At 70.0% G+C, this 21,420-nt stretch carries 22 protein-coding genes and 1 pseudogene; 20 read left to right on the forward strand and 3 right to left on the reverse strand.

Annotated elements, in window-relative coordinates:
- Positions 1 to 84 precede the first annotated feature (84 nt).
- A complete protein-coding gene (locus OG792_RS32650) occupies positions 85 to 1,311 on the forward strand; it encodes a hypothetical protein (protein WP_329105451.1) in 1,227 nt (408 codons plus the stop codon).
- A gap of 64 nt (positions 1,312 to 1,375) precedes the next feature.
- On the opposite strand, the gene OG792_RS32655 is transcribed toward OG792_RS32650, so the two are convergent.
- Together OG792_RS32655 and OG792_RS32660 are read right to left on the reverse strand one after the other, a co-directional pair.
- The gene (locus OG792_RS32655) at positions 1,376 to 2,908 is read right to left on the reverse strand and encodes a M28 family metallopeptidase (protein WP_329105453.1); all 1,533 of its coding nucleotides are present in this window, start codon (positions 2,906 to 2,908) and stop codon (positions 1,376 to 1,378) included.
- 166 nt (positions 2,909 to 3,074) lie between these two features.
- A complete protein-coding gene (locus OG792_RS32660; protein ID WP_329105455.1) occupies positions 3,075 to 4,103 on the reverse strand; it encodes a hypothetical protein in 1,029 nt (342 codons plus the stop codon).
- 562 nt (positions 4,104 to 4,665) lie between these two features.
- Between OG792_RS32660 and pdhA the strand changes: the two genes are divergently transcribed.
- From pdhA to OG792_RS32720, 12 genes and pseudogenes are all read left to right on the forward strand, one after another.
- The gene (gene pdhA / locus OG792_RS32665) at positions 4,666 to 5,856 is read left to right on the forward strand and encodes a pyruvate dehydrogenase (acetyl-transferring) E1 component subunit alpha (protein WP_329105457.1); all 1,191 of its coding nucleotides are present in this window, start codon (positions 4,666 to 4,668) and stop codon (positions 5,854 to 5,856) included.
- Positions 5,856 to 6,845 (forward strand): alpha-ketoacid dehydrogenase subunit beta, encoded by a 990-nt coding sequence (locus tag OG792_RS32670; RefSeq protein ID WP_329105459.1) that lies wholly within the window; start codon positions 5,856 to 5,858, stop codon positions 6,843 to 6,845. The genes pdhA and OG792_RS32670 overlap by 1 nt, the downstream gene beginning before the upstream one ends.
- A gap of 4 nt (positions 6,846 to 6,849) precedes the next feature.
- On the forward strand, positions 6,850 to 8,331 hold the full coding sequence (locus tag OG792_RS32675) for a dihydrolipoamide acetyltransferase family protein (RefSeq protein WP_329105461.1): 1,482 nt from the start codon (positions 6,850 to 6,852) through the stop codon (positions 8,329 to 8,331).
- Positions 8,332 to 8,609: 278 nt separating this feature from the next.
- Entirely contained in the window at positions 8,610 to 8,741 is a 132-nt protein-coding gene (locus OG792_RS32680; RefSeq protein WP_329111627.1) for a hypothetical protein, read from the forward strand.
- 374 nt (positions 8,742 to 9,115) lie between these two features.
- Positions 9,116 to 12,412 carry a hypothetical protein gene (locus OG792_RS32685; RefSeq protein WP_329105463.1) on the forward strand — a complete coding sequence of 1,099 codons (3,297 nt, stop codon included), beginning with the start codon at positions 9,116 to 9,118 and terminating at the stop codon, positions 12,410 to 12,412.
- Positions 12,413 to 12,852: 440 nt separating this feature from the next.
- Positions 12,853 to 14,454 (forward strand): recombinase family protein, encoded by a 1,602-nt coding sequence (locus OG792_RS32690; RefSeq protein WP_329105465.1) that lies wholly within the window; start codon positions 12,853 to 12,855, stop codon positions 14,452 to 14,454.
- A 674-nt stretch (positions 14,455 to 15,128) separates the two neighbouring features.
- Entirely contained in the window at positions 15,129 to 15,641 is a 513-nt protein-coding gene (locus tag OG792_RS32695; RefSeq protein WP_329105466.1) for a DUF6879 family protein, read from the forward strand.
- 6 nt (positions 15,642 to 15,647) lie between these two features.
- Positions 15,648 to 15,848 (forward strand): annotated as a pseudogene (locus OG792_RS32700) (helix-turn-helix domain-containing protein); the annotation flags it as partial.
- 3 nt (positions 15,849 to 15,851) lie between these two features.
- Positions 15,852 to 16,502: a DUF5753 domain-containing protein gene (locus OG792_RS32705; protein ID WP_329111577.1), complete on the forward strand. Its 651-nt coding sequence runs from the start codon at positions 15,852 to 15,854 to the stop codon at positions 16,500 to 16,502.
- A gap of 502 nt (positions 16,503 to 17,004) precedes the next feature.
- On the forward strand, positions 17,005 to 17,292 hold the full coding sequence (locus OG792_RS32710; RefSeq protein ID WP_329105468.1) for a hypothetical protein: 288 nt from the start codon (positions 17,005 to 17,007) through the stop codon (positions 17,290 to 17,292).
- A 65-nt stretch (positions 17,293 to 17,357) separates the two neighbouring features.
- Entirely contained in the window at positions 17,358 to 17,615 is a 258-nt protein-coding gene (locus OG792_RS32715; protein ID WP_329105470.1) for a hypothetical protein, read from the forward strand.
- A 10-nt stretch (positions 17,616 to 17,625) separates the two neighbouring features.
- Entirely contained in the window at positions 17,626 to 17,838 is a 213-nt protein-coding gene (locus OG792_RS32720; RefSeq protein ID WP_329105472.1) for a hypothetical protein, read from the forward strand.
- A 91-nt stretch (positions 17,839 to 17,929) separates the two neighbouring features.
- Here OG792_RS32720 and OG792_RS32725 read toward each other — a convergent pair whose 3' ends face one another.
- Positions 17,930 to 18,604 (reverse strand): hypothetical protein, encoded by a 675-nt coding sequence (locus tag OG792_RS32725; protein ID WP_329105474.1) that lies wholly within the window; start codon positions 18,602 to 18,604, stop codon positions 17,930 to 17,932.
- A gap of 157 nt (positions 18,605 to 18,761) precedes the next feature.
- Here OG792_RS32725 and OG792_RS32730 point away from each other — a divergent pair, with 157 nt between their 5' ends.
- From OG792_RS32730 to OG792_RS32760, 7 genes are all read left to right on the forward strand, one after another.
- Positions 18,762 to 19,013 (forward strand): hypothetical protein, encoded by a 252-nt coding sequence (locus tag OG792_RS32730; RefSeq protein WP_329105476.1) that lies wholly within the window; start codon positions 18,762 to 18,764, stop codon positions 19,011 to 19,013.
- Positions 19,014 to 19,155: 142 nt separating this feature from the next.
- Positions 19,156 to 19,554 carry a hypothetical protein gene (locus OG792_RS32735; protein WP_329105478.1) on the forward strand — a complete coding sequence of 133 codons (399 nt, stop codon included), beginning with the start codon at positions 19,156 to 19,158 and terminating at the stop codon, positions 19,552 to 19,554.
- Positions 19,551 to 19,733, forward strand: a complete 183-nt coding sequence (locus tag OG792_RS32740) for a hypothetical protein (RefSeq protein ID WP_329105479.1) — start codon at positions 19,551 to 19,553, stop codon at positions 19,731 to 19,733. Before OG792_RS32735 ends, OG792_RS32740 begins: the two co-directional genes overlap by 4 nt.
- A 106-nt stretch (positions 19,734 to 19,839) precedes the next feature.
- Positions 19,840 to 20,286, forward strand: a complete 447-nt coding sequence (locus OG792_RS32745; protein ID WP_329105481.1) for a hypothetical protein — start codon at positions 19,840 to 19,842, stop codon at positions 20,284 to 20,286.
- Positions 20,279 to 20,521 (forward strand): hypothetical protein, encoded by a 243-nt coding sequence (locus tag OG792_RS32750; protein ID WP_329105483.1) that lies wholly within the window; start codon positions 20,279 to 20,281, stop codon positions 20,519 to 20,521. The genes OG792_RS32745 and OG792_RS32750 overlap by 8 nt, the downstream gene beginning before the upstream one ends.
- Positions 20,522 to 20,763: 242 nt before the next feature.
- A complete protein-coding gene (locus OG792_RS32755) occupies positions 20,764 to 20,964 on the forward strand; it encodes a hypothetical protein (protein ID WP_329105485.1) in 201 nt (66 codons plus the stop codon).
- 168 nt (positions 20,965 to 21,132) lie between these two features.
- Complete coding sequence (locus OG792_RS32760; protein WP_329105486.1) at positions 21,133 to 21,330, forward strand: hypothetical protein; 198 nt, start codon at positions 21,133 to 21,135, stop codon at positions 21,328 to 21,330.
- Positions 21,331 to 21,420 lie beyond the last annotated feature (90 nt).

Here is a 21,420-nt window from a genome sequence, read left to right on the forward strand (position 1 = left end):
GGGTGGTGTCGCTCGCTGTGGGCGTACTCGCGCCGGGCGCGCTGCTGGTGCTCACAAGGTGGCCTCGGGCGTAGGGTCGAACCCATGGCGACGCCTCAATCCCCCTACGACGCGGTGCTGCACGCCGCCCGCGACGTAACCAAGCTGGACTGCGCACTCGACGCCGAAATGCTCGGCGCGGCTCTTCTGGGCAGTGTCTACGCGATCGCCGACGAAGACCGCAGCACCGCCGTACGAGAGTTCGTGGGTAATTTCCTCGCCGCGACGTCGCGGCGCCGCACAGCCGCCGCGACCACCATCCGGAACGTGTTCGCCACCCTGGTGCCGGACGCCGAGGGCGCGTCCGCCGTCAAGCAGGGCGCGACCGCGCCGTCGTGGTCGGGCCAGCTCGGCAAGGTCCGGCTGACCGGCAGCTACGCCTACGGCGACGTGTACGGCGACCAGACGTCCTACCTCGCCACGTTCGCGTACGACGACGGTGAGTCGGGCGGGCCGGAGCATGCGGTGGTGGCCCTGGTCGACCACAACATCGGGATCACCAAGGACGTCTTCGTCGGCGGGCCGGCCGAGCGCATCCTCGGTCAGGTACGCGAGATGTGCGCCAACGACGAGCTGACCTGGTTCCGGGAGGAGGACCCGCGCCGGCTGCGCCGCGAGGTGGTCCGCTACCTGGAGGTGACCGACGAGCTCGGGGACCTGCCGGCGGAGGGTTCGCTCGCCACCGACCGGGCCCTGGTCGGTGCCCGGCTGGCGCTGCTGCCGGCGTCGGTGCTGACGGTGGTGCCGGACGAGCCCGAGCCGCTGTCGGCGGAGCAGCGTTCGGCGCTGGTCCGGGCCTTCCTCGACTCGCCGGAGGCGGCCCGGTTCGGGTTGGCCGACGTGCCCGAGGCCGACCTCGCCTCGCTGCACTTCTGCCTGAGCCTGGTGCTGGACCACTCGGCCAGTTTCCCGGACGCGGATCCGATGCGGTGGAGTCCGGCGGTCGCCGGCCTGTTCCTGCTCGACTGGGTGCACCGCCGCGCGGTGCTGGACATGGACGACGCGGCGATGCTGCCCCGCGCCGTGCGCGCCTGGGCCGCCTACGCGGCCCGTCAGCGGGGCCTGCCGGAGTCGGCGGTGCCGCAGACCGACGAGGCGATCGTGGAGATGGTGCCGGAGTTCGCCCGGCTCTACAGCACCGGTGAGCGGCGCAGCCCGGCGACGGCGGCGGTGGCCCAGTTGATGGCCGACGGGGTGGACCCGGACGACCCGGACGCGCTGGACGCCTGGATCGAGGCGAACCGACAGCGGCTCGGCGAGGAGCCGTCCTGACCCGTACGACCCGGACAGCGGTACGGGGCGGCGCAGACGCGTCGCCCCGTACCCGTTGTCGGTGCTAGCTGGCGTACTCGTGCTCCTGGTCGTGCAGTCCGCCGCCACCACCGGCGGGAGCGGTCGAGCCGCTCGCCGGCCCGTTGGTCGGTACGTTCAGGCTGCGGGTGTCGAAGGCGTACGTGATCACGGCGTGCGCGACCGCGTCGGACATCTCGCCGATGGCCTTCCTGCTCACGTTGTTGATGGTGTCGCAGGCCAGGTGGTAGCAGACGTCGTAGGCGACACCGGCGGTGCCGCCGTAGGCCGCCGCCTCGGCCTCGGTCTTGATCAGCTCCCCGCCGGTGAACAGGCCCCCGGACGGGATGTCGACGCCGGCCGCGATGAACGGCCCGTAGTCGCTGCGGCCGGAGAACGGCGTTTCCGCCGACGCCTGCCCCTGGGACTCGAAGTAGTCGTGGAAGAGGGCTTCGATCGCGCCCGAGCCGGGCGGTCCGGCGGCCGAGCCGGTTCCCGGTGGGAAGGCCGAGTTGTCGCCGTCGTAGACGAACCGTACGTAGTTGGGCGAGCCGACCATGTCGAAGTTGAGGTAGAGCGCGATCCTGTCCCGCTCGGCCTGCGGCAGGTTGGCGATGTAGTACGTCGAACCGACCAGGTTGGACTCCTCGGCGCCCCAGAGCGCGAACCGGACCTTGTTCTTCGGGTACACCCGGCGCATCTGCTCGGCGACCTCCAGCACCGCGCCGCTGCCGCTGCCGTTGTCGTTGATGCCCGGTCCCTCGGGCACCGAGTCGAGGTGCGCACCCGCCATCACCACGTTGTTCGGGTTGCCCCAGCGGGACTCGGCGATGATGTTCTCGGTGGTGGCCGTACCCCGGAAGGTGTCGGTGTGTATCCGCAGGGTGAGCCCGGCGGGCACCTGGGCGACGAGTTCCTGGCCGAGGGCCTGGCTGACGCCGACGGCGCCGAAGTCGGCGGTGAAGGTGTTGCCGAGGGTGCCGGCGAGGGCACCGGGGATGTTGTTGTACATGACGATCGCGGCCGCCCCGGCCGCCGCCGCCGTTGTCGCCTTCTGCCCGAACGAGCAGGTGCCCCGGCTGACCAGCACGATCGTGCCGACGTTGACCGGGCCGAAGTCCGCCGCCGCACAGCCGAGCGGGTCACCGGTCGGTACGGTGGCGCTCGCGGTGACGTCCACGCTGCCGGAGTAACTCATGATCCGGTGGGCCAGGTCGCCCGGCGTCGGGGTGATCCGTTCCAGTTCGGACGGACTGTTGATGAGGAAGGTCTGGAAGTCGAACGCTTGCCGGGTCACCCGGTAGCCGGCCTTGCGGAACACCTTCTCGGCGTAGTCGACGGACCGGTTGTAGCCCGCGCTGCCGGAGGCCCGGTTGCCCGCGTTACGGTCGGCGATCTTCTGTAGTTCCCTGAGGTGGTGCAGGACGCCGTCGGCGGTGACCGCCTTGCGTAGTTGCCAGGACCGGAATGCTCCTGACCCGCCGGTGGCCTGTGCCGGCGGCGCCGCCACGACCACGCCCAGCACCAGCACGGTGCCGACGGCCAGCAGACGGCGCCAGGTACGACTGGATTGAGCCACACTGCCCTCCCGTTCGAGTCGTCCGGGGATGATCCGGAATCAATCGAAGAGGGTCAGCATAGTCAGTCGTCACTGTGCCGCGCTCGACCGAACCAAGAGCTTCGGCAGGCCGCCCACGTCGCTCTGACTTGCGATTTTCCGCCGTACGACCGCCCACTGAGGACGGTCAGGTGGGTACGGCCGGCGACCCGGTGACCGCCGTCCGCGCGGACGGGATCGGGACCGACCGACCGGGCGCCCCGAGCCGGGGTGACGTCACCGGCCGGTTGTCACCGGCGGGGGCCGGCACGGGTGGCGCCGGACGGGGCGCCGGCACGGTGCGCGATACCGGCGGCGGTGCGGGACTCGGGCTCGGCCGGACCGGTGGCGTCGGTTCGGGCGTACCCGTGCCCGTCGGTGCGGGCGACGGGCCCGGCGGGTCGCTCTCGGTCGGCGCGGGCGACGGGCCCGGCGGGCCGCTCTCGGTCGGCGCGGGCGACGGGCCCGGGGTCGGGCCCGGGGCGACGGTGGCGGTCGGCTCCGGCGTCGGGTCGGGGGTGCCGGTTTCGGTCGGCTCCGGGGTCGGACCCCCGGTCGGCTCGGGCGCCGGGCTGGCGGTCGGATCCGGGCTGGGTGTCGGCTCCGGGGTCGGCTCGGGGCTCGGACCGACGGTCGGATCGGGCGGACCCGTCGGGGTCGGCTGCGGAGCGGGGCTGGACCCGGTCGGTTGCGGGCTGGGCGGCAGCACCGGCGGTGGTGCCGGCGGGCGGGTCGGTGGCGGCGCCGGCCGGGGCGGGTGACCCGGCTCGGGCCGGGCGGGGCGGGCCGGTCCGGGGCCGCGGGGCACCGGGCCCACCGGGTCGGGCTGTCGCTGCACCGACGGGGTGGTCCGGGCCTCGGCGCCGGCCGGCCGGCTGCCCGGCAGCGTCGTTGGCGGCAGCGGCAGGACGACCGGCCCGACGGACGGCGGTGCGACGAACGGGGTGGTGCCGGTCGGCGTGCTGCCGACGGTGGCCGAACCGGCGCTGATCGCGGCGATGATCGGCAGCGACGAGGTGCTGGCCAGCAGGGTGACGATGAACAGGTAGCGCCGGGTCGGCCCGGCCAGCCCCTCGGCCCGGTGCGCCCCGGCGGTACGGCGACGGCCGGGCGTAGGGTCGGATCGTCGGTGACGGGCCGGCAGCGAGGGTACGGGGTCGACACCGTGGTTCGGCACGGAAGTCCTCCTCGTCCTCGTCGGGCGGGCCGGTCGCGACGCCTGACGCCGGCACCGGTGACATCGAGGTCATGCGACATCACCGGCGCCGACGTACGGCGGCGTCAACCGGGCGGGGCGGCAGGGAAGACCTCTCCCTACCGCAGCGGTAGCACCGCCACATACAGTGACGTAGTAACGCTTTGTTGGCTAGCCCCCCACAGCGTGTCAATTTTTGAAGTTTGGTGTCGACGCTCTCGATAGCCACAAAAGGGACAGGACTTCATGAAGGCGACGTCTGTCGATCAGTGGTCGAGGCCGAGCTGTGGGCGTGCTCACCACCTCTGCAAATATGGACCTGACGGCAACGCAGCCAAGGTCTCCGCGTACCCCGCGGCAGGCGCGGCTCGACGCCGGCAACTCCCGAACCAGGTTCGGCCAGAATCCGGTTCACGCCGCGCGGCAACCCCCACCGGGGCTAGGCGTGGCGGCCACTACCCGGTCCGGCAGCAGCCGGGCGGGCGCTTGAGCTGCGCGGTCGGGAAACCCCCGAGGCCGACGCACACACGACAGGGAGAGACGGATGGCGAGAGGCGACGGCGGGGCCACAGCCCGTGGCAAGCGGGCCGCACCCAAGGCAGCAAAGCCGGGGGCCACGAGGGCGGGTAAGGGCGATCCCAACCTCGTGCAGCTGCTCACCCCGGAGGGTGAGCGGATCGACTCGGTGACCGGCCCGGACGGGACCGAGTACCGGGTCGACTTCACCGACGAGGAGTACCGCGGGCTCTACCGCGACCTCGTCCTGGTACGCAAGCTCGACGCGGAGGCGACCGCGCTCCAGCGTCAGGGCGAGCTGGGCATCTGGGCCAGCCTGCTCGGCCAGGAGGCCGCCCAGGTCGGCTCCGGGCGGGCCCTACGCACGCAGGACATGGCCTTCCCCACCTACCGCGAGCACGGCGTGCTCTACTGCCGGGGAATCGACCCGATCATGCCGCTGGGGCTGTTCCGGGGCGTGGACCAGGGCGGCTGGGACCCCAACGAGTTCAAGTTCAACATGTACACGATCGTGATCGGGGCACAGACCCTGCACGCCACCGGCTACGCCATGGGCATCACCATGGACGGCAAGATCGGCGGCGACGAGGGTGAAGCCGTCATCGCGTACTTCGGTGACGGGGCGACCTCGCAGGGTGACGTCAACGAGGCGTTCGTCTGGTCGGGTGTGTTCAACTCGCCGATCGTCTTCTTCTGCCAGAACAACCAGTACGCGATCTCCGAGCCGCTGGAGCGCCAGACCCGGATCCCGCTCTACCAGCGGGCCGCCGGCTTCGGCTTCCCCGGCGTACGGGTCGACGGCAACGACGTGCTGGCCACGTACGCGGTCACCCGCGACGCCCTGGACAACGCGCGTAACGGACAGGGCCCGACCCTGATCGAGGCGTACACGTACCGGATGGGTGCCCACACCACCACCGACGACCCGACCCGGTACCGGATCGCCAGCGAGGTCGAGGCGTGGCGGGCCAAGGACCCGCTGGCCCGGATGAAGGCGTTCCTCGAAAAGCAGCAGATCGCCGACGAGGCGTTCTTCGCCGAGATCGACGAGCAGGCCAAGCGGGAGTCGCTGCACCTGCGCGAGCGGGTGCTCGCGATGCCGGACCCGGAGCCGCTGACCCTCTTCGACCACGTCTACGCCCACGGCTCGCCGCTGCTCGACGCGGAACGTGAGCAGGCAGCCCGGTACCTGGAGTCGTTCGAAGGGAGTGCGCACTGATGGCCACCGAAACCCTCACCCTGGGCAAGGCACTCAACCTCGGCCTGCGGCGCGCGCTTGAGCAGGACCCCAAGGTCGTCATCATGGGCGAGGACGTCGGCAAGCTCGGCGGCGTCTTCCGGATCACCGACGGCCTACAGAAGGACTTCGGCGAGAACCGGATCATCGACACCCCGCTCGCCGAGTCCGGCATCATCGGCACCGCGGTCGGCCTGGCCATCCGCGGCTACCGGCCGATCTGCGAGATCCAGTTCGACGGCTTCGTCTACCCCGCGTACGACCAGATCGTGTCGCAGGTGGCGAAGATGCACTACCGGTCGCAGGGCAAGGTCAAACTGCCGATCGTGATCCGGATCCCGTACGGCGGCGGCATCGGCGCGGTGGAGCACCACTCCGAGTCGCCGGAGGCGTACTTCTCGCACACCGCCGGGCTCAAGGTCGTGAGCTGCGCCTCCCCCCAGGACGCGTACGCGATGATCCAGCAGTCGGTACTGTCGGACGACCCGATCGTCTTCCTGGAGCCGAAGCGGCGCTACTACGAGAAGGGCCCGGTCGACGTCGACGCCCCGCTCGCCGACGCGTACCCGCTGCACGCCACCCGCCTGGTGCGGGCCGGTCGGGACGCCACCGTGCTCGCGTACGGGCCGATGGTCCGGACCGCCCTGGAGGCGGCCACCGCCGCCGAGGAGGACGGCCGGGACCTGGAGGTCTTCGACCTGCGTACGCTCTCCCCGCTGGACCTGCGCCCGGTCTACGACTCGGTCCGCCGGACCGGTCGGTGCGTGGTGGTGCACGAGGCGCCCGGCAACCTGGGCCTCGGCTCGGAACTGGCCGCCCGGATCACCGAGGAGTGCTTCTACTCGCTGGAGGCGCCGGTGCTGCGGGTGACGGGCTACGACACCCCGTACCCGGCGGCCAGGGTCGAGGAGGACTACCTGCCGAACCTCGACCGGGTGCTCGACGGCGTCGACCGCACCTTCGGATGGTGAGCTAATGCCACGGATCGAACAGTTCAACCTGCCCGACCTGGGCGAGGGCCTGACCGAGGGCGAGATCCTCAAGTGGCTGGTCTCGGTCGGCGACACGATCGAGCTCAACCAGCCGATCGTCGAGGTCGAGACCGCCAAGGCAGCGGTCGAGATCCCGGCGAAGTGGGGCGGCGTCGTACACGCCATCTTCGAGGCCGAGGGTGCCGTGGTCGAGGTCGGCGCGCCGATCATCCAGATCGACACCCAGCCCGGAGCCGGGCCGCTCGGCGCCGCCGACAACGGTGGCCTGCCGGTGCCGTCGGCCGCGTCACTGGCCGCGGTGGAGATCGCCCCGGACGAGGGCGCGATCGAGCCCGGCATGATCGGTGGTCCGGCACCGGGTGGGCGTACCGCCGTGCTGGTCGGTTACGGCCCGAAGACCGGTGCCGCGAAGCGGAGGCCGCGCAAGGGCGCCGCCGCCGCCGAGCCGGTGGGCGCGGTGGTCTCGACGCCGCCCGCTCCGGCCCCGGTACGCCAGCCCGTGACGACTCCCGCTCCGGCTCCGGCCGTGCAGGAACCGCCGGCTCGGGCGGTGACCCCGCCGGTGGTCGGTGGACCGGTGCTGGCCAAGCCGCCGGTGCGCAAGCTCGCCCGGGACCTGGGAGTGGATCTGACCGTACTGAGCGGGTCGGGACCGCTCGGGTCGATCACGCGCGATGACGTACACCTGGCCGCGACCGGTGCCACGGCGGTGGCCGAACCGGTGGTCGCGACGGTGACCAGGGCCTCGGCCGCGGTCTTCGGACCCGACCGTGAGCAGCGGATCCCGGTGAAGGGGGTACGGAAGCTGACCGCGGCGAACATGGTCGCGTCGGCGTTCTCCGCACCGCACGTCACCGAGTTCCTGACCGTCGACGTGACCCGCTCGATGAGGGCGATCGACCGGCTGCGGGCGCTGCCGGAGTGGCGGGAGGTGCGGATCTCCCCGCTGCTGCTGGTCGCCAAGGCGGTCCTGCTGGCGGTCGGTCGGCACCCGATGGTCAACTCGACCTGGGCCGGCGACGAGATCGTCGTCAAGGAGTACGTCAACCTGGGTATCGCGGCCGCCACCGAGCGTGGCCTGATCGTGCCGAACATCAAGGACGCCGGTCGGCTGTCGCTGCGCGAACTGGCGGACGCGATGACCGCGCTGGTCCAGACCGCGAAGACCGGTCGTACGGCACCGGCCGACATGTCCGGCGGCACCTTCACGATCACCAACGTGGGGGTGTTCGGGGTTGACACGGGTACCCCGATCCTGCCGCCGGGTGAGTCCGCGATCCTGGCCCTCGGCACCATCCGGGACACCCCGTGGGTACACAAGGGCAAGATCAAGGTACGTCAGGTGACCACTCTCGGTCTGTCGTTCGACCATCGGATCATCGACGGTGAACTCGGGTCGAAGTTCCTCCGCGACATCGGCGCCTTCCTGGCTGATCCGGAGGCGTCACTGCTCGCCTGGACCTGATCGACGCCCGAACCGTTGCCCGATCTGACGTGATGTCCGGTCCGGCTACGGCGGAGGCGGTACCGCGCCAACCGGCCGGTGTTCCCGGGGTTAACCCCGGGAACACCGGCCGTGTCGTTCCGGCAACACGAAACGTCAGCCCAACAGCCTCGCGGCCTTCGATTGTTCGGCCAGTGGCCCAGCTCACCTACTAATCGTTGGTCATCCTCCCCCTGGTGCGCTTTAATGGAGGTACGCAACGGCTGGGGGAAACCAGCCAGGGGGGCCACACCATGAGCATGATCGACAGATTCCGCAGTCGTCGGGACGCCGCACGTCGCGCACGGGCCATCGAGCGCGCGCTCCGTTCCGCCAACTCGCCGGCCGTACGCGACGAGATCCTCACGATCGCCCAGCGCTACTACGGCTGACGCCCGTACAGACCTTCTCCTCTTCCTCCCAGATCGATGACCCGCCCGTTCACCCGGGCGGGTCATCGGCGTTTCACGCGCAGTCATCGGCCTCCCGGGCGCACGAGACCGGGATAAGCGCCCATCGACGCGCCCGGTACGGTTGGGCTCGGTCGTCACCCGACCGGGCCGACGGGACGTCTGAGTAGATCCACTTGACTCGACTCCCCACCGGCAGCCCGGGCCCGACGGCCGGCGCTGCCCGGGCGTCACCGGCCTCGACCGGCTACCGTGCGGGAAGCTTGCACGGCCGGTCCGGCCGGCGCCTTCGGCCGCACGCCGGGGACGTCCGGACGGCATCGGCACGGCCGACATGTCATGGAGGAGACGCGCGCATGACGTCCGAGGACCTGCAGCATCCCGGCCAGGAGCCGGACCAGGCTGCGCCGGGCCCCGCTGGACCAGCGCCGCAGGGCAGCAACGAACAACACCCCCCGCAGCGGTACCCGAACCCGCCCGCAGCCGCGCCCGGATACGACACCGGCTGGGCGCCACCCGCGCCGACCAGCGGATCGCCCGCCACCACCCCCTGGGGCGCGGTACCCGGACCGGATCGTCCCGATGCCGGCGGCCCATGGGGTACGCCGGGCAACCCACCCGGCGCGGCCCAGCCCGAGCCGACCGCTGGCTGGGGCGCCCAGGGCGGCGGCGCGACGGGCACCCGCCCGGCACCGACCCCACCCCCGCTGCCGCCCGAGGTCGCCGGTGCGCAGCCGTGGGCACCCGGCGAGGCGTGGGGCGCGTCCGAGCCCGGCCGTGCCACCGTGCCGCCGACCGGCGCCGCCGCCGGAGAGCTGCCCCAACGGGACCGGGGACGGTTCGGGGCCGACACCTTCCCGGCCGACGAGTTCCCGCCGGACGCCGGCAGCGAGAACCGTCCGGCCTGGGGCGACCCGCCGGACCGTACCGCCCAGCCGGGCGGATCGCCCACCCCGATCTACCAGCCGGCCCCGGCGCCGGGCATCTCCCCGTCCGGTGCGATACCGCTGCCGCCGCAGGAGCCACGGGTCCCGGGTGCGAGCCTGGCGGCGTCCCCGCCGGCCGACTTCGCCCCGTCCGGTGACTACACCCAGCCCCCGGAGTACGCCCCGTCCGGTGACTGGGCCCCGCCCACGGGCTACCCGGCCCCGCCTTCGGCCTACCCGGCGCCCGGCGGCTTCGCCCGGCCCGCCCCCGACTACCCGCCCGCAGGCCCGGACTACCCGCCCGCAGGCCCGGACTACCCGGCCGCAGGCCCGGACTACCCGGCCGCAGGCCCGAACCACCCGCCCACCGGCCCGGACTATTCGGCGCAGGCGGACTATCCGGCACCGGCGGGATGGGCTTCCCCGTCCGGCTACCCGCCGGCCGACGATTTCCCCGCGACCGCCGGCCCGGCACCGCACACCGACCGTCCCGGCCGCGCGGAGGTCCCCGACTACCCGGACGCCCCGGCGCAGATCGACTTCCCACCGTCGCCCGGCTACCCCCGGCAACTGAACTACGACCAGCCGTCCTACGGCAACCCGGCACCCACCGACCAGCCCGCCTACGGCAACCCCGCACCTGCCGACCAGCCCGTCTACGGCAACCCGGCACCTGCCGACCAACCGCCCTACGGCAATCCGCCGGCCCAGCAGCCGCCCTACGGCAACCCGCCGGCGGCCGACAGCGGCTTTCCGACGACCGGCGGTTACGCCGGAACGGACCAGGGCACCGGCAGCGGACGTGGGGCCAGCATCGAGTACGGCATCGGTCCGGACTACGGCCAGCCGTCCAACGACGGACGGGACGCCCCACAGTCCTGGGCGCCGGAGGGCTATTCCGGGGCCGGCGTGTCTCCCCAGTCACCAGCGAGCCCCCCGGTCACGTCGGCACCGCCCCTGGTCCCGCAGGCTGTGGTCCCGCAGCCGCGCTCGTCGAGCGAGTCGGGCATCTCCGGTCGAGTGTCGATGCCCCGCCCGGAACAGCCGGAGCCGATCCAGGAGATCGAGCCCGCCGAGATCCGGCCCTCGGCCGGCGCCGCCGCCCCGGTCAGCGCGGCGGGCTCGGCCAGCGCCGCCGTCTCGGTCAGCGCGGCGGTCTCCGCCGGCATCGCCATCTCGGGCAGCGCCTCGGTACCGCTCGCCAGCCGGGTCATGCCGCCCACGGACCAGGCCGTCAGATCGTCGGCCATCCCCACCCCGCAGCCGAGGGTGTACGGACGCCCCGTCGACGCCGATCCGGTGGAGCAACCCGAACAGCAGGTAGCCGCAGACCCGCAGCGGTCGGCGAACGACCCGTCGGCCCGTCGGAGCCCCACCACCTACGGCGCGCCCGGCGGTTACCCGGAGCCCACCGACTACCCCGAGCCCGGTTACCCCGAGCCGACCGGTTACCCCGAGCCCGGTTACCCCGAGCCGACCGGTTACCCCGAGCCGACCGGCTATGCCGAGCCGACCGGGTTCGCCCCGGCACCGACCGGCTACCCGGAGGCCGGTGGTGGCTACCCCGAGCCAACCGGATACGCCGACCCAACCGGATACCCCGACCCGAACGAGTACGCCGAGCCGGCCCCCCGGCGCGGCTCCACCGTGTACGGCGCCGCAGCGGCCGTCCCGCCCGCCGGCGAGGAGGCGGCCGAGCACCCCATCTCGCCGGCAGGCGCACCGCCGGTCAGCGGAGCCGCTCGGGTCGCCCCACCCCCAGGGTCGGGATTCGACGGCCCGCCCCCCGGCTTCGACTCACCACCGGCCGGATTCCCGCCACCGCCGACCGGATTCGACTCGGCACCCGGCGGATTTCCGCCACCGCCCCCCGGCTTCGACTCACCACCCGGCGCTTTCCCACCACCAGCGACCGGATTCGACGGTCAACCGAGCGGATTCCCGCCGGCATCGACCGGATTCGACGGTCAACCCGGCGGATTCGCTCCCGCACCGCACTCGTTCGACGGGCCGCCGACGGGCTACGACAACCAGCCGCGCGGGTTCGAGCCGGCACAGGGCAGCGCCTCGCCGCAGTACCCGGGGATGGGTGGCGCGCCCTTCGGCGACCTGCTCGGCGAGGGCCCGAACGCGATGCCGGGCAGCCCGGCGGCCGGTTCGGCGCGTCCCTCCGTACCGGCGCAGTTCGGTCAGCCGGGCACGGTCGGGAGTTCCGGGATGGGCGGGTTCGACGATCGGACCAGCGTGTCCCCGGCGGTTCCCGCACCCGCACTGCCGCCCATGCCACCGCCGCACCCCGGCACCGCCGGTACGGCCGCCTGGCCGGCCCAGGCCGCGCCGAACGAGTCCCAGCAGAATCGGTTCGACGCGTTCAAGCCGGACGCGGAGGCCAAGCCCGAGCCGGCACCGACCCCCCAGGTACGCAACGGTCGGGTCCTGCTGATGGTGCTGACCGCCGCGGTGCTGCTGCTCGCGATCCCGCTCGGCGCCCTGTGGTTCATCGGTCGGGGCGGCGAGCCAGCGTTCAACCCCGCCGTCGGCGAATGCGTCAAGCAGTCCGGTGAACAGGCGGTCGGCGTCGCATGCAGCGAACCCGGCTCCTTCACCGTCGTGTCAAAGGTGGCCAGCGAGGCAGAGTGCGCCGACCAGGCCCTCCCGAGAGTCATCATCGCCACCGAAGACGGCAAACAACAGGTCCTCTGCCTCCGCCCCACCACCACCAGCTAACCCTCCCCTCCCCTCCCTCTCTCCCCCGCCCCGCACCCCCCGCGCCACCCCTCGCGCCGTCGATCTAGGGCAAATACGTGCTTGTTGATCTCTAATCACCACCATTTGCCCTAGATCGACGAAGGAGGGGGCGGGGAGGGGGCGGGGACGGGGGGGGTTCTGGGGGGAGGGGTGGGTGGGGGTGGGGGGTCGGGCAGGATGAGGGTATGGGTGAGATACGTACTGCTCGGGTTCGCGCTCCGGAGTTGCAGGGGCGTGGGTGGCTGAACACCGGGGGTGAGTCCTACTCGATCAAGGACTTCCGGGGTCGGATCGTCCTGCTCGACTTCTGGGCATCTAAGAGCATCCGACGAATCCGCTCCGTAACGGCCCTGATGCGCTCAACGTTCATCGCAAGGTGCGCGTAGCGTTCAACGCAACGTGCGTGTAACGTTCAACGCATGTCCCCTGCTCATGCCCTGCTTGACCCGTCCCTCTGCGTCGCGCTCTACCTGCGCCGGTCGCACCGGAACGCCGAAGGTGACCTACGGAACGGGCGCTCGCTGAAGGAGCAGGAATCCGAGCTTCGCGACCTATGCGCCCGTCTCGGCCTCGTCGTCGTGGCGGTCTACGTCGAGCGAGAGGGCACGGGTGCATCTCGCCACTCACACAAGGCACGGCCAGAGTGGGAGAAGGCCCTCGATCACCTGCACATCGGCGCTACGTTCCGAACGGTTGGGGTCTGGGCGCTCGACCGGGCCGACCGGCGTGGGGCCGTGCAGATCGGCGCCCTGCTCGACGCACACGCTGACGGCTCGCGCCGCATCATCGGCGTTGACGGGACCGACACGGGCGACCCCCGCCGCCGGCTGGAACACATCATCCGAGCCGAGATCGCCCGAGAGGAGGCCGACCACCTCTCGGAACGCGTTGGGCGCGCGAAACGATTCGCTCGCGCTGATGGTCGCTGGCTGGGCGGCCCACCGCCGTTCGGGACGAGCGTGGTGGATGGGCATCTCGTGCGGGACTTGGAGAACTACTCGATCGCCCGCCTGATGATCGCCGACCCGCTGCTGAACGGTGACAGCTTGTGGCAGGTCGTCAAGGGTTTAAACACTCGAAAGGTCAAGCCCGTACGGGCCGAGACCTGGGGTATCGGAACCATCGCCCAACTCATCCGGTCGCCAGGCTGGGCGGGCCTTCAGTCCATCCGTGAACGCCTGCCGTCGGGCCGCTGGCAGGCGACGGCTGAAGTGTTCCTCGGCGAGGACGGGCTACCGGTCAAGGTCGGCGAGGGTGTAATCACGCCCGCCGAGCGGGTTCGCATCCTGAAGGCTGTCGAGGCGCGCTCAGAGTCCGCCGGGTGGCGGAAGCGGGAGAGCGTTCAGGTGGCGATGCGGGGCCGCAAGGTGTCGCGCTCGCTGCTGACAGAAGTCCTTCGCTGCGACCTCTGCGACTCGCGCACGGCCCGTTCCGGCGGCAAGTACAAGTATTACCGCTGTGCCAACTACAACAACGGGAAGGGATGCCTCGGCTTTAGCTGCCCGGTGCCGGACGCCGACGCGGCGGTGTCGCTGAGCTTCCTCGCCCGAGTCGCGAGCCTGGAACCGGGAGATCCACTGCTCGAAGCTGTCGCCGACGCGTGGGTAGCCAAGGTGTCTCCCGACCTCCTCACCGAGCGCCAAGCCGCCCAGGATTCCCTAGACGTGGCCCGCGCCGATCTCGCCCGCGTCCGGCGGCTCGTCGTGGCCGGCACGTTCGACGAGCAGGACGCAGCCGAGACCATGCCGCGTCTACGCGAGGCCGTACAAGCCGCTGAGGGCCGCCTAGGCGCCCTCCCGCTGCCCGAGGCCGACATCTCCCCGCTGCTGGACATGGCGCAGTCAGTACCCGCGTGGGAGGCTCTGCCGCTGCCGGAACGCCGGTCCTTGCTGGGCCTGGCGATTCGGGAGGTGCGGGCAACTCGCGCCGACGGCCGGGGTCTTCGGTTCCACCCGCAAGACCGCCTGACGATCGTTTGGGCAGACGGGACGAAGTCGCCCGCGTATGAGCTGGTCGGCTAACCACTCGGTCCGACAAGGTGCCCTCGGCACCCTGGCTGGTCGTCCTGCGGGTGACGCCGTGATGACGCAGGGTATACGCGAGATTCGTGGGGTGACGGAACTGCCGGAAGTTCCGTCATTTCCATATAGCTGCTTTAGAGGCTTCTTCTCCTCCTCTACAACCTGAATAGGGAGATGACGAAACTTCGCCTGTTCCGTCATGAGGAGTCGCCCAAGGCGTCACCGCCACGGTCCCGTCTGTCCGTCGCGCCAGTCGGCGCGAAGCCCACGCCCCCCGCAGATCGTCGCCCGCCTCACGTGGGCGAGCGGGCCGCCCGCGAGCGGCCTCCGCCTCGCTGCACGTGCGAGGGATCGCGGGCTGGCTCGGAAAAGTTCCGCGCACACTCCCGCACAAAGTCTTGAGACGGAGGCCAACGGCGCGCAAACTCGCTCACATCCGCCCCGCTGATCATCGAAGGAGACCAGGATGTCGCTACGGTTCATCGGCAAGGACCCGGACAGCCCGAACAACGGCTCGCCTACAGTGTGGCTCGATGAGGGGGACGGGAGCATCGTGCTTCAAGGCTGGAAGATCACGGACGAGGCGACGCTAGCCGCGATCGGCTCGGTCCCTGGTCACGAGACCGTCCTCAGACTGCCTCGCCGCATGGCGCCGCTCTTGCTGGAGGTATGTGGTGACGACGTCGGAGACCGCTAGGCTCCTGGCCTCCGCCACTCGGTCGGCTTGCCACCTGGAGTTGCGAGACGTTTACACGCCCGATGACCCCGACTGGCTCGCTTGGCAGGCCGGTGACCGCTTCAACCCGGCTGAGCGCTGGCATGAGTGGCACGGACTGATCAAGGAGACGACGGCTCGCGGGGTGCTCATCCGGCGCGCACGGATCGTCTCTGAGCCCGTCACTGACTACGTGGTCTTCGAGTACGACGTGACGGAGGCCCACAATATCGCGGCCGGCGAATCGGTCCGCTGGCTCTCACGCTCGCAGGCATCCGACCTTCTCGTCCCACCTGCGGACTTCTGGGTGATCGATGACACGGTGGTGTTCAACCACTTCGACGGCTTCGGCAACTGGGGAGGCGAGGAGGTCCGCGACGACCCAGACCTAGCGCGCCGTCTCGTCGAGGCGTTCAACGCTGTCTGGGAACGCGCAATGCCGCACGACGCCTACCGCCCGCCGACGAGCTAGGTCCCGTTGTCTGCGTCCTCGTCGTCCAGCGCCCAGCAAGCGCGCGAAGCCCTCGGGCTCAGGCTTCGCGAGATCCGGCGGGAGGCTGGCCTCACGGCATCGGCGCTCGGGGGCCGTTTAGGAAGGCATCACGCGAAGGTGTCGCGGATTGAGCACGGGTCCGCGACACCTTCCGAGGACGACATCCGCGCGTGGTGCGAGCACTGCGGAGTGTCCGAGCTGGTCCCGGACTTGCTCGCCACGCTCCGCGCGGTTGAGACGATGTGGGTCGAGTGGCGCCGCATGGAGCAGGCCGGTCTACGACATGCACAAGAGGCGGTCTGGCCCCTCTACCAGCGAACCCGACACTTCCGTGTCTACACGCCGAATCTGATCCCCGGCGTCCTTCAGACCAGGGCATACACGGTTGCCATCCTCGCCGCGATTCGGCGCCGCCGCTCTGTACCAGACGACATCGAAGACGCGGTAGCCGTCCGGATGGACCGGAAAAGCATCCTTCAGGACGCAAGGCACCGATTCGCGATCTTGATCGAGGAATCGGCACTAACTGCCGGGATTGGCGGGGTCGAAGTCATGATCGGGCAACTCGGCCATCTGATCGAACTGTCGGCCACACCAACAGTTAGTCTAGGGATTCTCCCGTCCCGACCAGACCGCGATGCCGCCTGGCCAGTCGAGGGCTTCTGGATGTTCGATGATGCACAGGTCATGGTCGAGCTGGTATCCGGGCACCTCACCGTGACTAAGCCAAGCGAGATCGCGATGTACGCCCAGGTCTTCGCCGAACTTTCCGAGTTGGCTTCCTACGGTGCTGCCGCGCGCGCCCGGATCACGGCCGCGATCGAATCAATCGGCGCGTGACCAAATTGGCGCGCACACTCGCGCACACTCGTTGAGCTGGAACCTGCCAGATATCTAGCGTCACCTTCTGAGTGGGGGCCGTACGCCGCGCCCCCTCCTAGGTTCGATCTGAACCGACCCCGGAGGAGATGCGCAATGTTTGTCTTCCGTCACTGGTCTGACTGGCCCTGGCATGGGCTCACCCGGCCCGACTCTGACCCGGCTCCCAAAAGCCCACACCGCCGCGTGTGGCGCGGCTTCCGCCGGTACTGCGTGTGCGGGCTGCGCTGGCCGTGCCTTGATCGAGGCGCGCCCCCGCAGGGCGCGCGGCTTTACGGCGTCGCTCCGGTACCACGCCCGGCCTGGGTTGCCGAGCCGACGGCGAACCAGAGTCCGCCACTCACGTTCGGGCAGCAGGTGGGCTACCGCGTCCCCCGGAACGGTGGCCGTCATGTCGGCTAGGCCGCTATTCAAGCCCGTGACCGCCGCCATGTCGGCCAGACCACTGGTCAAGGTCGGCGACATGTTCACGATCGACCCTATGGCGTACCTGCTGGGTCACGGACCGTTTGAGTGGCCCGAGGGCCGGCAATCCTTGTATCTGCGGGTGACCCACGTGCCGGACGTCAAGCTGAGTCGTACCGATTGGGTCGCGCTGGTGGGCGTCGAGCTGGGCCCGGACGGCCAGCGAGTTGCGGGCTTTGTCGGCGTCGTACGAACAAACGCCCTTCCTGGCTACCGCCGGCCCCCATGCGGGTTTGGGTGTGAGCCGTCGTGCCCGCCGTTCATCAGGCCGGGCGGGCAGCTATGACCGGCCTCCCACTCACGGACGCGGTCGCCCAGCACACGGCGATACCGCAGCTCTGGATCTGTCGCGTGGACGCGTACCCGTGGCCGTGCGCGGACGCCCGCCTGAACCTGCTCGCGGGCTTCCACGGTCGGCTACTTGCCCTGAACCTGTACCTCGCGCCCCTGTTCGTCGAGGCGCTGACCGATCTTTCCGCCGTCGCTCCGGACCTGGGCGACCCGCCGGACCCCCGCGTGATCTTCGAACGCTTCATGGGATGGGTGCCTCGCCGTTCGGGTGGGGCCTTCCGTGACAGGCCGAGACCGGCATCGGAGCCCGGATCATGACCGACTTCCGGTGAGTGGGCTAACGAAGGTCACCGTCAACCTCAACCCACGCGCGGTCGACGCGCTCGACGGGGCCTGTACGCGGACGCGGGACACGAAGACGGACGCGATCAATCGCGCGCTGGTCGTCTACAACCTGGTCCTAGGACTGTTGGAGCGCGGCGGCGGGAGCCTCACCCTGCGGAACCCGGATGGCAGCACCGAACGGGTGCACCTACTCTGATCGGACTCTGATCGGAGGTGAGGCATTAACCGCGACCAAGGCCGCCAATCAGGTCGACCGACGCGGCCTACCGCTACCGGCCCCCTTTGCGTCAGGCTCCCGGCCCGGACCCCGGGTGGAGATCCGGTGCCGTCCGGTGGTCCGATGCGAGACGTCCGCCTATGTCCGAGCGTCGGTCTTCCTGTCTCGGAGTCTCCTCGCCAATCTTTCCTCTGTCCACCAGCCGTCGAATGACCGCTTCGGCTATTCGCGCTCTCCACGGCCGCCTAGTCATGTCGTACCTAATCCGTCCAGTGACCCGGTTGGCAGGAGGGGCGTGGTCGACCGGCCGCCGCGTGGGCATGAGCCTGCCGTGCGTGTCTCGCTGCCAAGCATTCCCCCGCTTGTCGCGGAAGGTCATGTAGACACGCGGATTCCCTCCCGGCTCCTCCCCGAACCACTTCGGGAAAAAGTCCCATGTGGTATCCGGCGGAACCAGCGAAATGAATTCAGGCATCGCTGTGTCCAAGTCTTCACTGTCGTGAATGACATAGAGCACGTCATAGACAGGAGACTTCGAGCCGTTTCGAACGTACGCCTTCCACTCCACCTCTTCGTGCTCATCGCACATCTCACGCACGAGCCAGCCTGCGACTTCCTCCGCTTGGGCGCGTGCTTGATCCTCCCAGGCGTAGCGCTTGTCGCGGAAGTTCAATCGGTAGGTTGCGATGCTGACCAGGAGTGCCAGCAGGGCGATACCTCCAGTTACTGCCTGCACTGTGGTCACAAACTCAAGTTACTCGATGCCAGCCAACCTGCCGCGCCCCGCTAGCCATCTCGTCGGCCCTGAGGCGGGCCTTTGTCTGTCGTGAACACCACCGGCGCCCCTGGCCCACTCACTCGACGTCACCAGCATCCCGGACGCCGAGGGAGACCCCCGAACCATGTCGAACTTTTCCGCCGTCGCCGCGATCACCGCGCGGATGGTCGGTGCGAGCCCGGCCGAGCATCCCTTCGTCAGCGAGCCGATGTCGGTCGAGTTTCACGAGGCCGTCGCCCGCCTGCTGAACGAGATCGACGCGGCGCTGACCGCCTTTCAGGTGTCCGGCACCGAGGGCGCGATCCGTGTCGGCGCGACCCTCGGTGCCGCGAGTGACGCCCTGATGATGGCCGCCCAGATCGACGCCCTTCGGTGATGATCGCCGCCCAGCCGTGCCCGTCCTGCGGCAATCCGCTCTGGCGCTGGTACGAGCCCTCGTTCGATGACCCGGACGACGCCGAGCCGCACGCCGAGTGCCCTAACCCCGATTGCTCGTACGGATACTGAGGGAGCTACCCATGGAGCACACCAACTTCGGCCCGCTGGTCGTGGGCAACGCGACCGACCACGACGACGAGCTTCCCGTGATCGTGCCCGGCACCGCGACCGAGTACCTGTCCCGTTCGGTGGTCGCCGAGCTACGCGACCACCTGACGGACATCCTCGGCGACGAGCCCGAGCCGAACGCGTTCGACGAACTGACGCCCGCAGACGTCGAGGCCCTGGGTGACCGAGAGGCGTACGTGGTCACCGCGGAATCGTTCCCGCTCGATTCGAGGCGGTCCGCTGCCCTGAAGCTGGCCGTCGAGCTGACGCCGACGAGCCCGCTCGCACCCGCGACGGCCGGGCAGACCGCTCTCGCATACGCCGCGTTCCTGCTCGGCGAGCTGAAGGACTACCAGCAGGCCGCCGCGTGACCGCCTTCGTCGTGAAGACCTTCATCGTCGTCGTGCTGGCCCTTCACACACTGGCCGCTGTCCTTCAACTCGCGAAGGACGGTGACGACCGACCGGATGAGTACGCGGTCGCCTTCGTCATCGCGTTCTACACCGCTTGCGCCCTGGGCGTGCTGGTCTTCTGGGAGGTGCCCGCGTGACCCGTCGCATCCTGCGTGCGGCCGTCCTCGGCCTCGTCGCTGGCGTCGCTGCCGGCCTGGGCCTCGGCTTCGGCTGGGCCGGCGCTATCCGTCTGGTCTTCGGCCTGTGACCCCGGATGAAGCCCTGGCCCAGGGCCGCGAGTACGTCGAGAGCCTTCGCAGCCCTCACCAGTTCACCGCGTCGGCAGACGACCTGGCTCGCGCAGCCCTGGACGTCGCACAGTTCCTCATGGAGTACGCCGCACCGGCCGACGACGAGGAAGCCGAGCCGGACCCTCGGATCGTCCTCGCCGAGTCTCTGCCGGCTGGTCCGGCCCGCCGTGTGCAGTCCTCGGCCAGCCCCGGCGACTACGTCTACGTCCGGGGCGGGAAGTCGAACGGTGTTCCGTTCGTCGCCCTGGAAACCGTGGTCGACGGCGAGCTGACACAGCTCGCGCTCTCGCTGGTCGAGGTGCGCGCGTTCGCGGCCGGCGCTCTGGACTGCGCGGACGAGGCCGAGGGCGCCTCGCCCCTGCTCGTCTTCCAGCCCCGAGAGGGGGCGCCGGGTGAGTGACGAGCTGGCGCCCGCTGGCGCGCTCGACGAGGTTCGAGGGATCGCGCTCGACGCGGTTCACGAGTGGGCGTCGAAGTACCCCGTCCCGCTGCCTGGCTGGGCGCTGATCCCGGTCGCCCGGAACGACGCGACCGGCGAGCTGTCCTACTCGCTGGTCCCGTACTCCCCGGCGATCCTCGATCGACCGACGCGGAACATCACCATTCGCATCGTTGTCGAGGATGCTTGCCCGTGACGAACAGGGCTGCGGGTCTTGAACCAAACGCGCACCGACTTTTCAAGTGCCGAGTAAAGAACCCGACACACATTTCCGGCATTCTGCCCGCATTCTGCCACCAAAACGGTTGATACCGTCACATAAGAAATGCTTATCTATCGAGTCGTGGTTGACACAAAATATCCGGGCCGGCATCTTGCGAAGCAAGGCGAAGTCAAGACCTCTCCTCAAAGGAGGAGTAGGTCTCAGGAGGCTTCGCGATGCACGACACCACCACCCGCGCACTCTGGCTCGCCGTTGCCGTGTTGGCCGCCGCGTTCATCGGCGCGGCTGCGGGAACGATCACCTGGCAGGAGAGCAAGGATGCCGGGGATGCCGTCCTCGTTGGAGCTGGGGCGTTCGGTGGTGGCCTCGCGCTGATCCTGACCGCGATCCGGTTTGTTACCGACCGGAGTGCCTGAGTCGGGCAGCACGTCTCGGCTAGCCGTCTCGGACAGTAAGCATTCCTGTACAACACGCACTGTTAGCCGCAAATCCTTGACACGACCAGCCTGGCCGGGCATCTTGCGAAGCAAGGCGAAGAGCGAGACCCCTCCATAAAGGAGGAGTAGGTCTCAGGAGGCTTCGCGATGCACAACACCACCGTCCGCGCACTCTGGCTCGCCGTTGCCGTGTTGGCCGCCGCGTTCATCGGCGCGGCTGCGGGGGTGATCTCTTGGGCGGGTACCCGAAAGACCGGAAGCGCTGTCCTCGTTGGCGGTGCAGCGTTCGCGGGTGCGCTCGGGCTGGCTCTGGCCGCTATCGAGTTCGTGGACCCCTCCGCATAGCCGAGGTCGGGGCACCCGCCCGTCCCCGGCCCTGGCGCACCCTGAGATAGGAGCCCTGTTGTGTAACCCCATCGACGAGGCGGCCCGGGA

This window comes from Micromonospora sp. NBC_01699 (assembly GCF_036250065.1).
Classification (GTDB): domain Bacteria; phylum Actinomycetota; class Actinomycetes; order Mycobacteriales; family Micromonosporaceae; genus Micromonospora_G.

Coding starts and splice junctions, on each gene's coding strand:
- OG792_RS32650 (WP_329105451.1), top strand. CDS start 85: ATGGCGACGCCTCAATCCCCCTACGACGCGGTGCTGCACGCCGCCCGC.
- pdhA (WP_329105457.1), top strand. CDS start 4,666: ATGGCGAGAGGCGACGGCGGGGCCACAGCCCGTGGCAAGCGGGCCGCA.
- OG792_RS32670 (WP_329105459.1), top strand. CDS start 5,856: ATGGCCACCGAAACCCTCACCCTGGGCAAGGCACTCAACCTCGGCCTG.
- OG792_RS32675 (WP_329105461.1), top strand. CDS start 6,850: ATGCCACGGATCGAACAGTTCAACCTGCCCGACCTGGGCGAGGGCCTG.
- OG792_RS32680 (WP_329111627.1), top strand. CDS start 8,610: ATGATCGACAGATTCCGCAGTCGTCGGGACGCCGCACGTCGCGCACGG.
- OG792_RS32685 (WP_329105463.1), top strand. CDS start 9,116: ATGACGTCCGAGGACCTGCAGCATCCCGGCCAGGAGCCGGACCAGGCT.
- OG792_RS32690 (WP_329105465.1), top strand. CDS start 12,853: ATGTCCCCTGCTCATGCCCTGCTTGACCCGTCCCTCTGCGTCGCGCTC.
- OG792_RS32710 (WP_329105468.1), top strand. CDS start 17,005: ATGTTCACGATCGACCCTATGGCGTACCTGCTGGGTCACGGACCGTTT.
- OG792_RS32730 (WP_329105476.1), top strand. CDS start 18,762: ATGTCGAACTTTTCCGCCGTCGCCGCGATCACCGCGCGGATGGTCGGT.
- OG792_RS32735 (WP_329105478.1), top strand. CDS start 19,156: ATGGAGCACACCAACTTCGGCCCGCTGGTCGTGGGCAACGCGACCGAC.
- OG792_RS32755 (WP_329105485.1), top strand. CDS start 20,764: ATGCACGACACCACCACCCGCGCACTCTGGCTCGCCGTTGCCGTGTTG.
- OG792_RS32760 (WP_329105486.1), top strand. CDS start 21,133: ATGCACAACACCACCGTCCGCGCACTCTGGCTCGCCGTTGCCGTGTTG.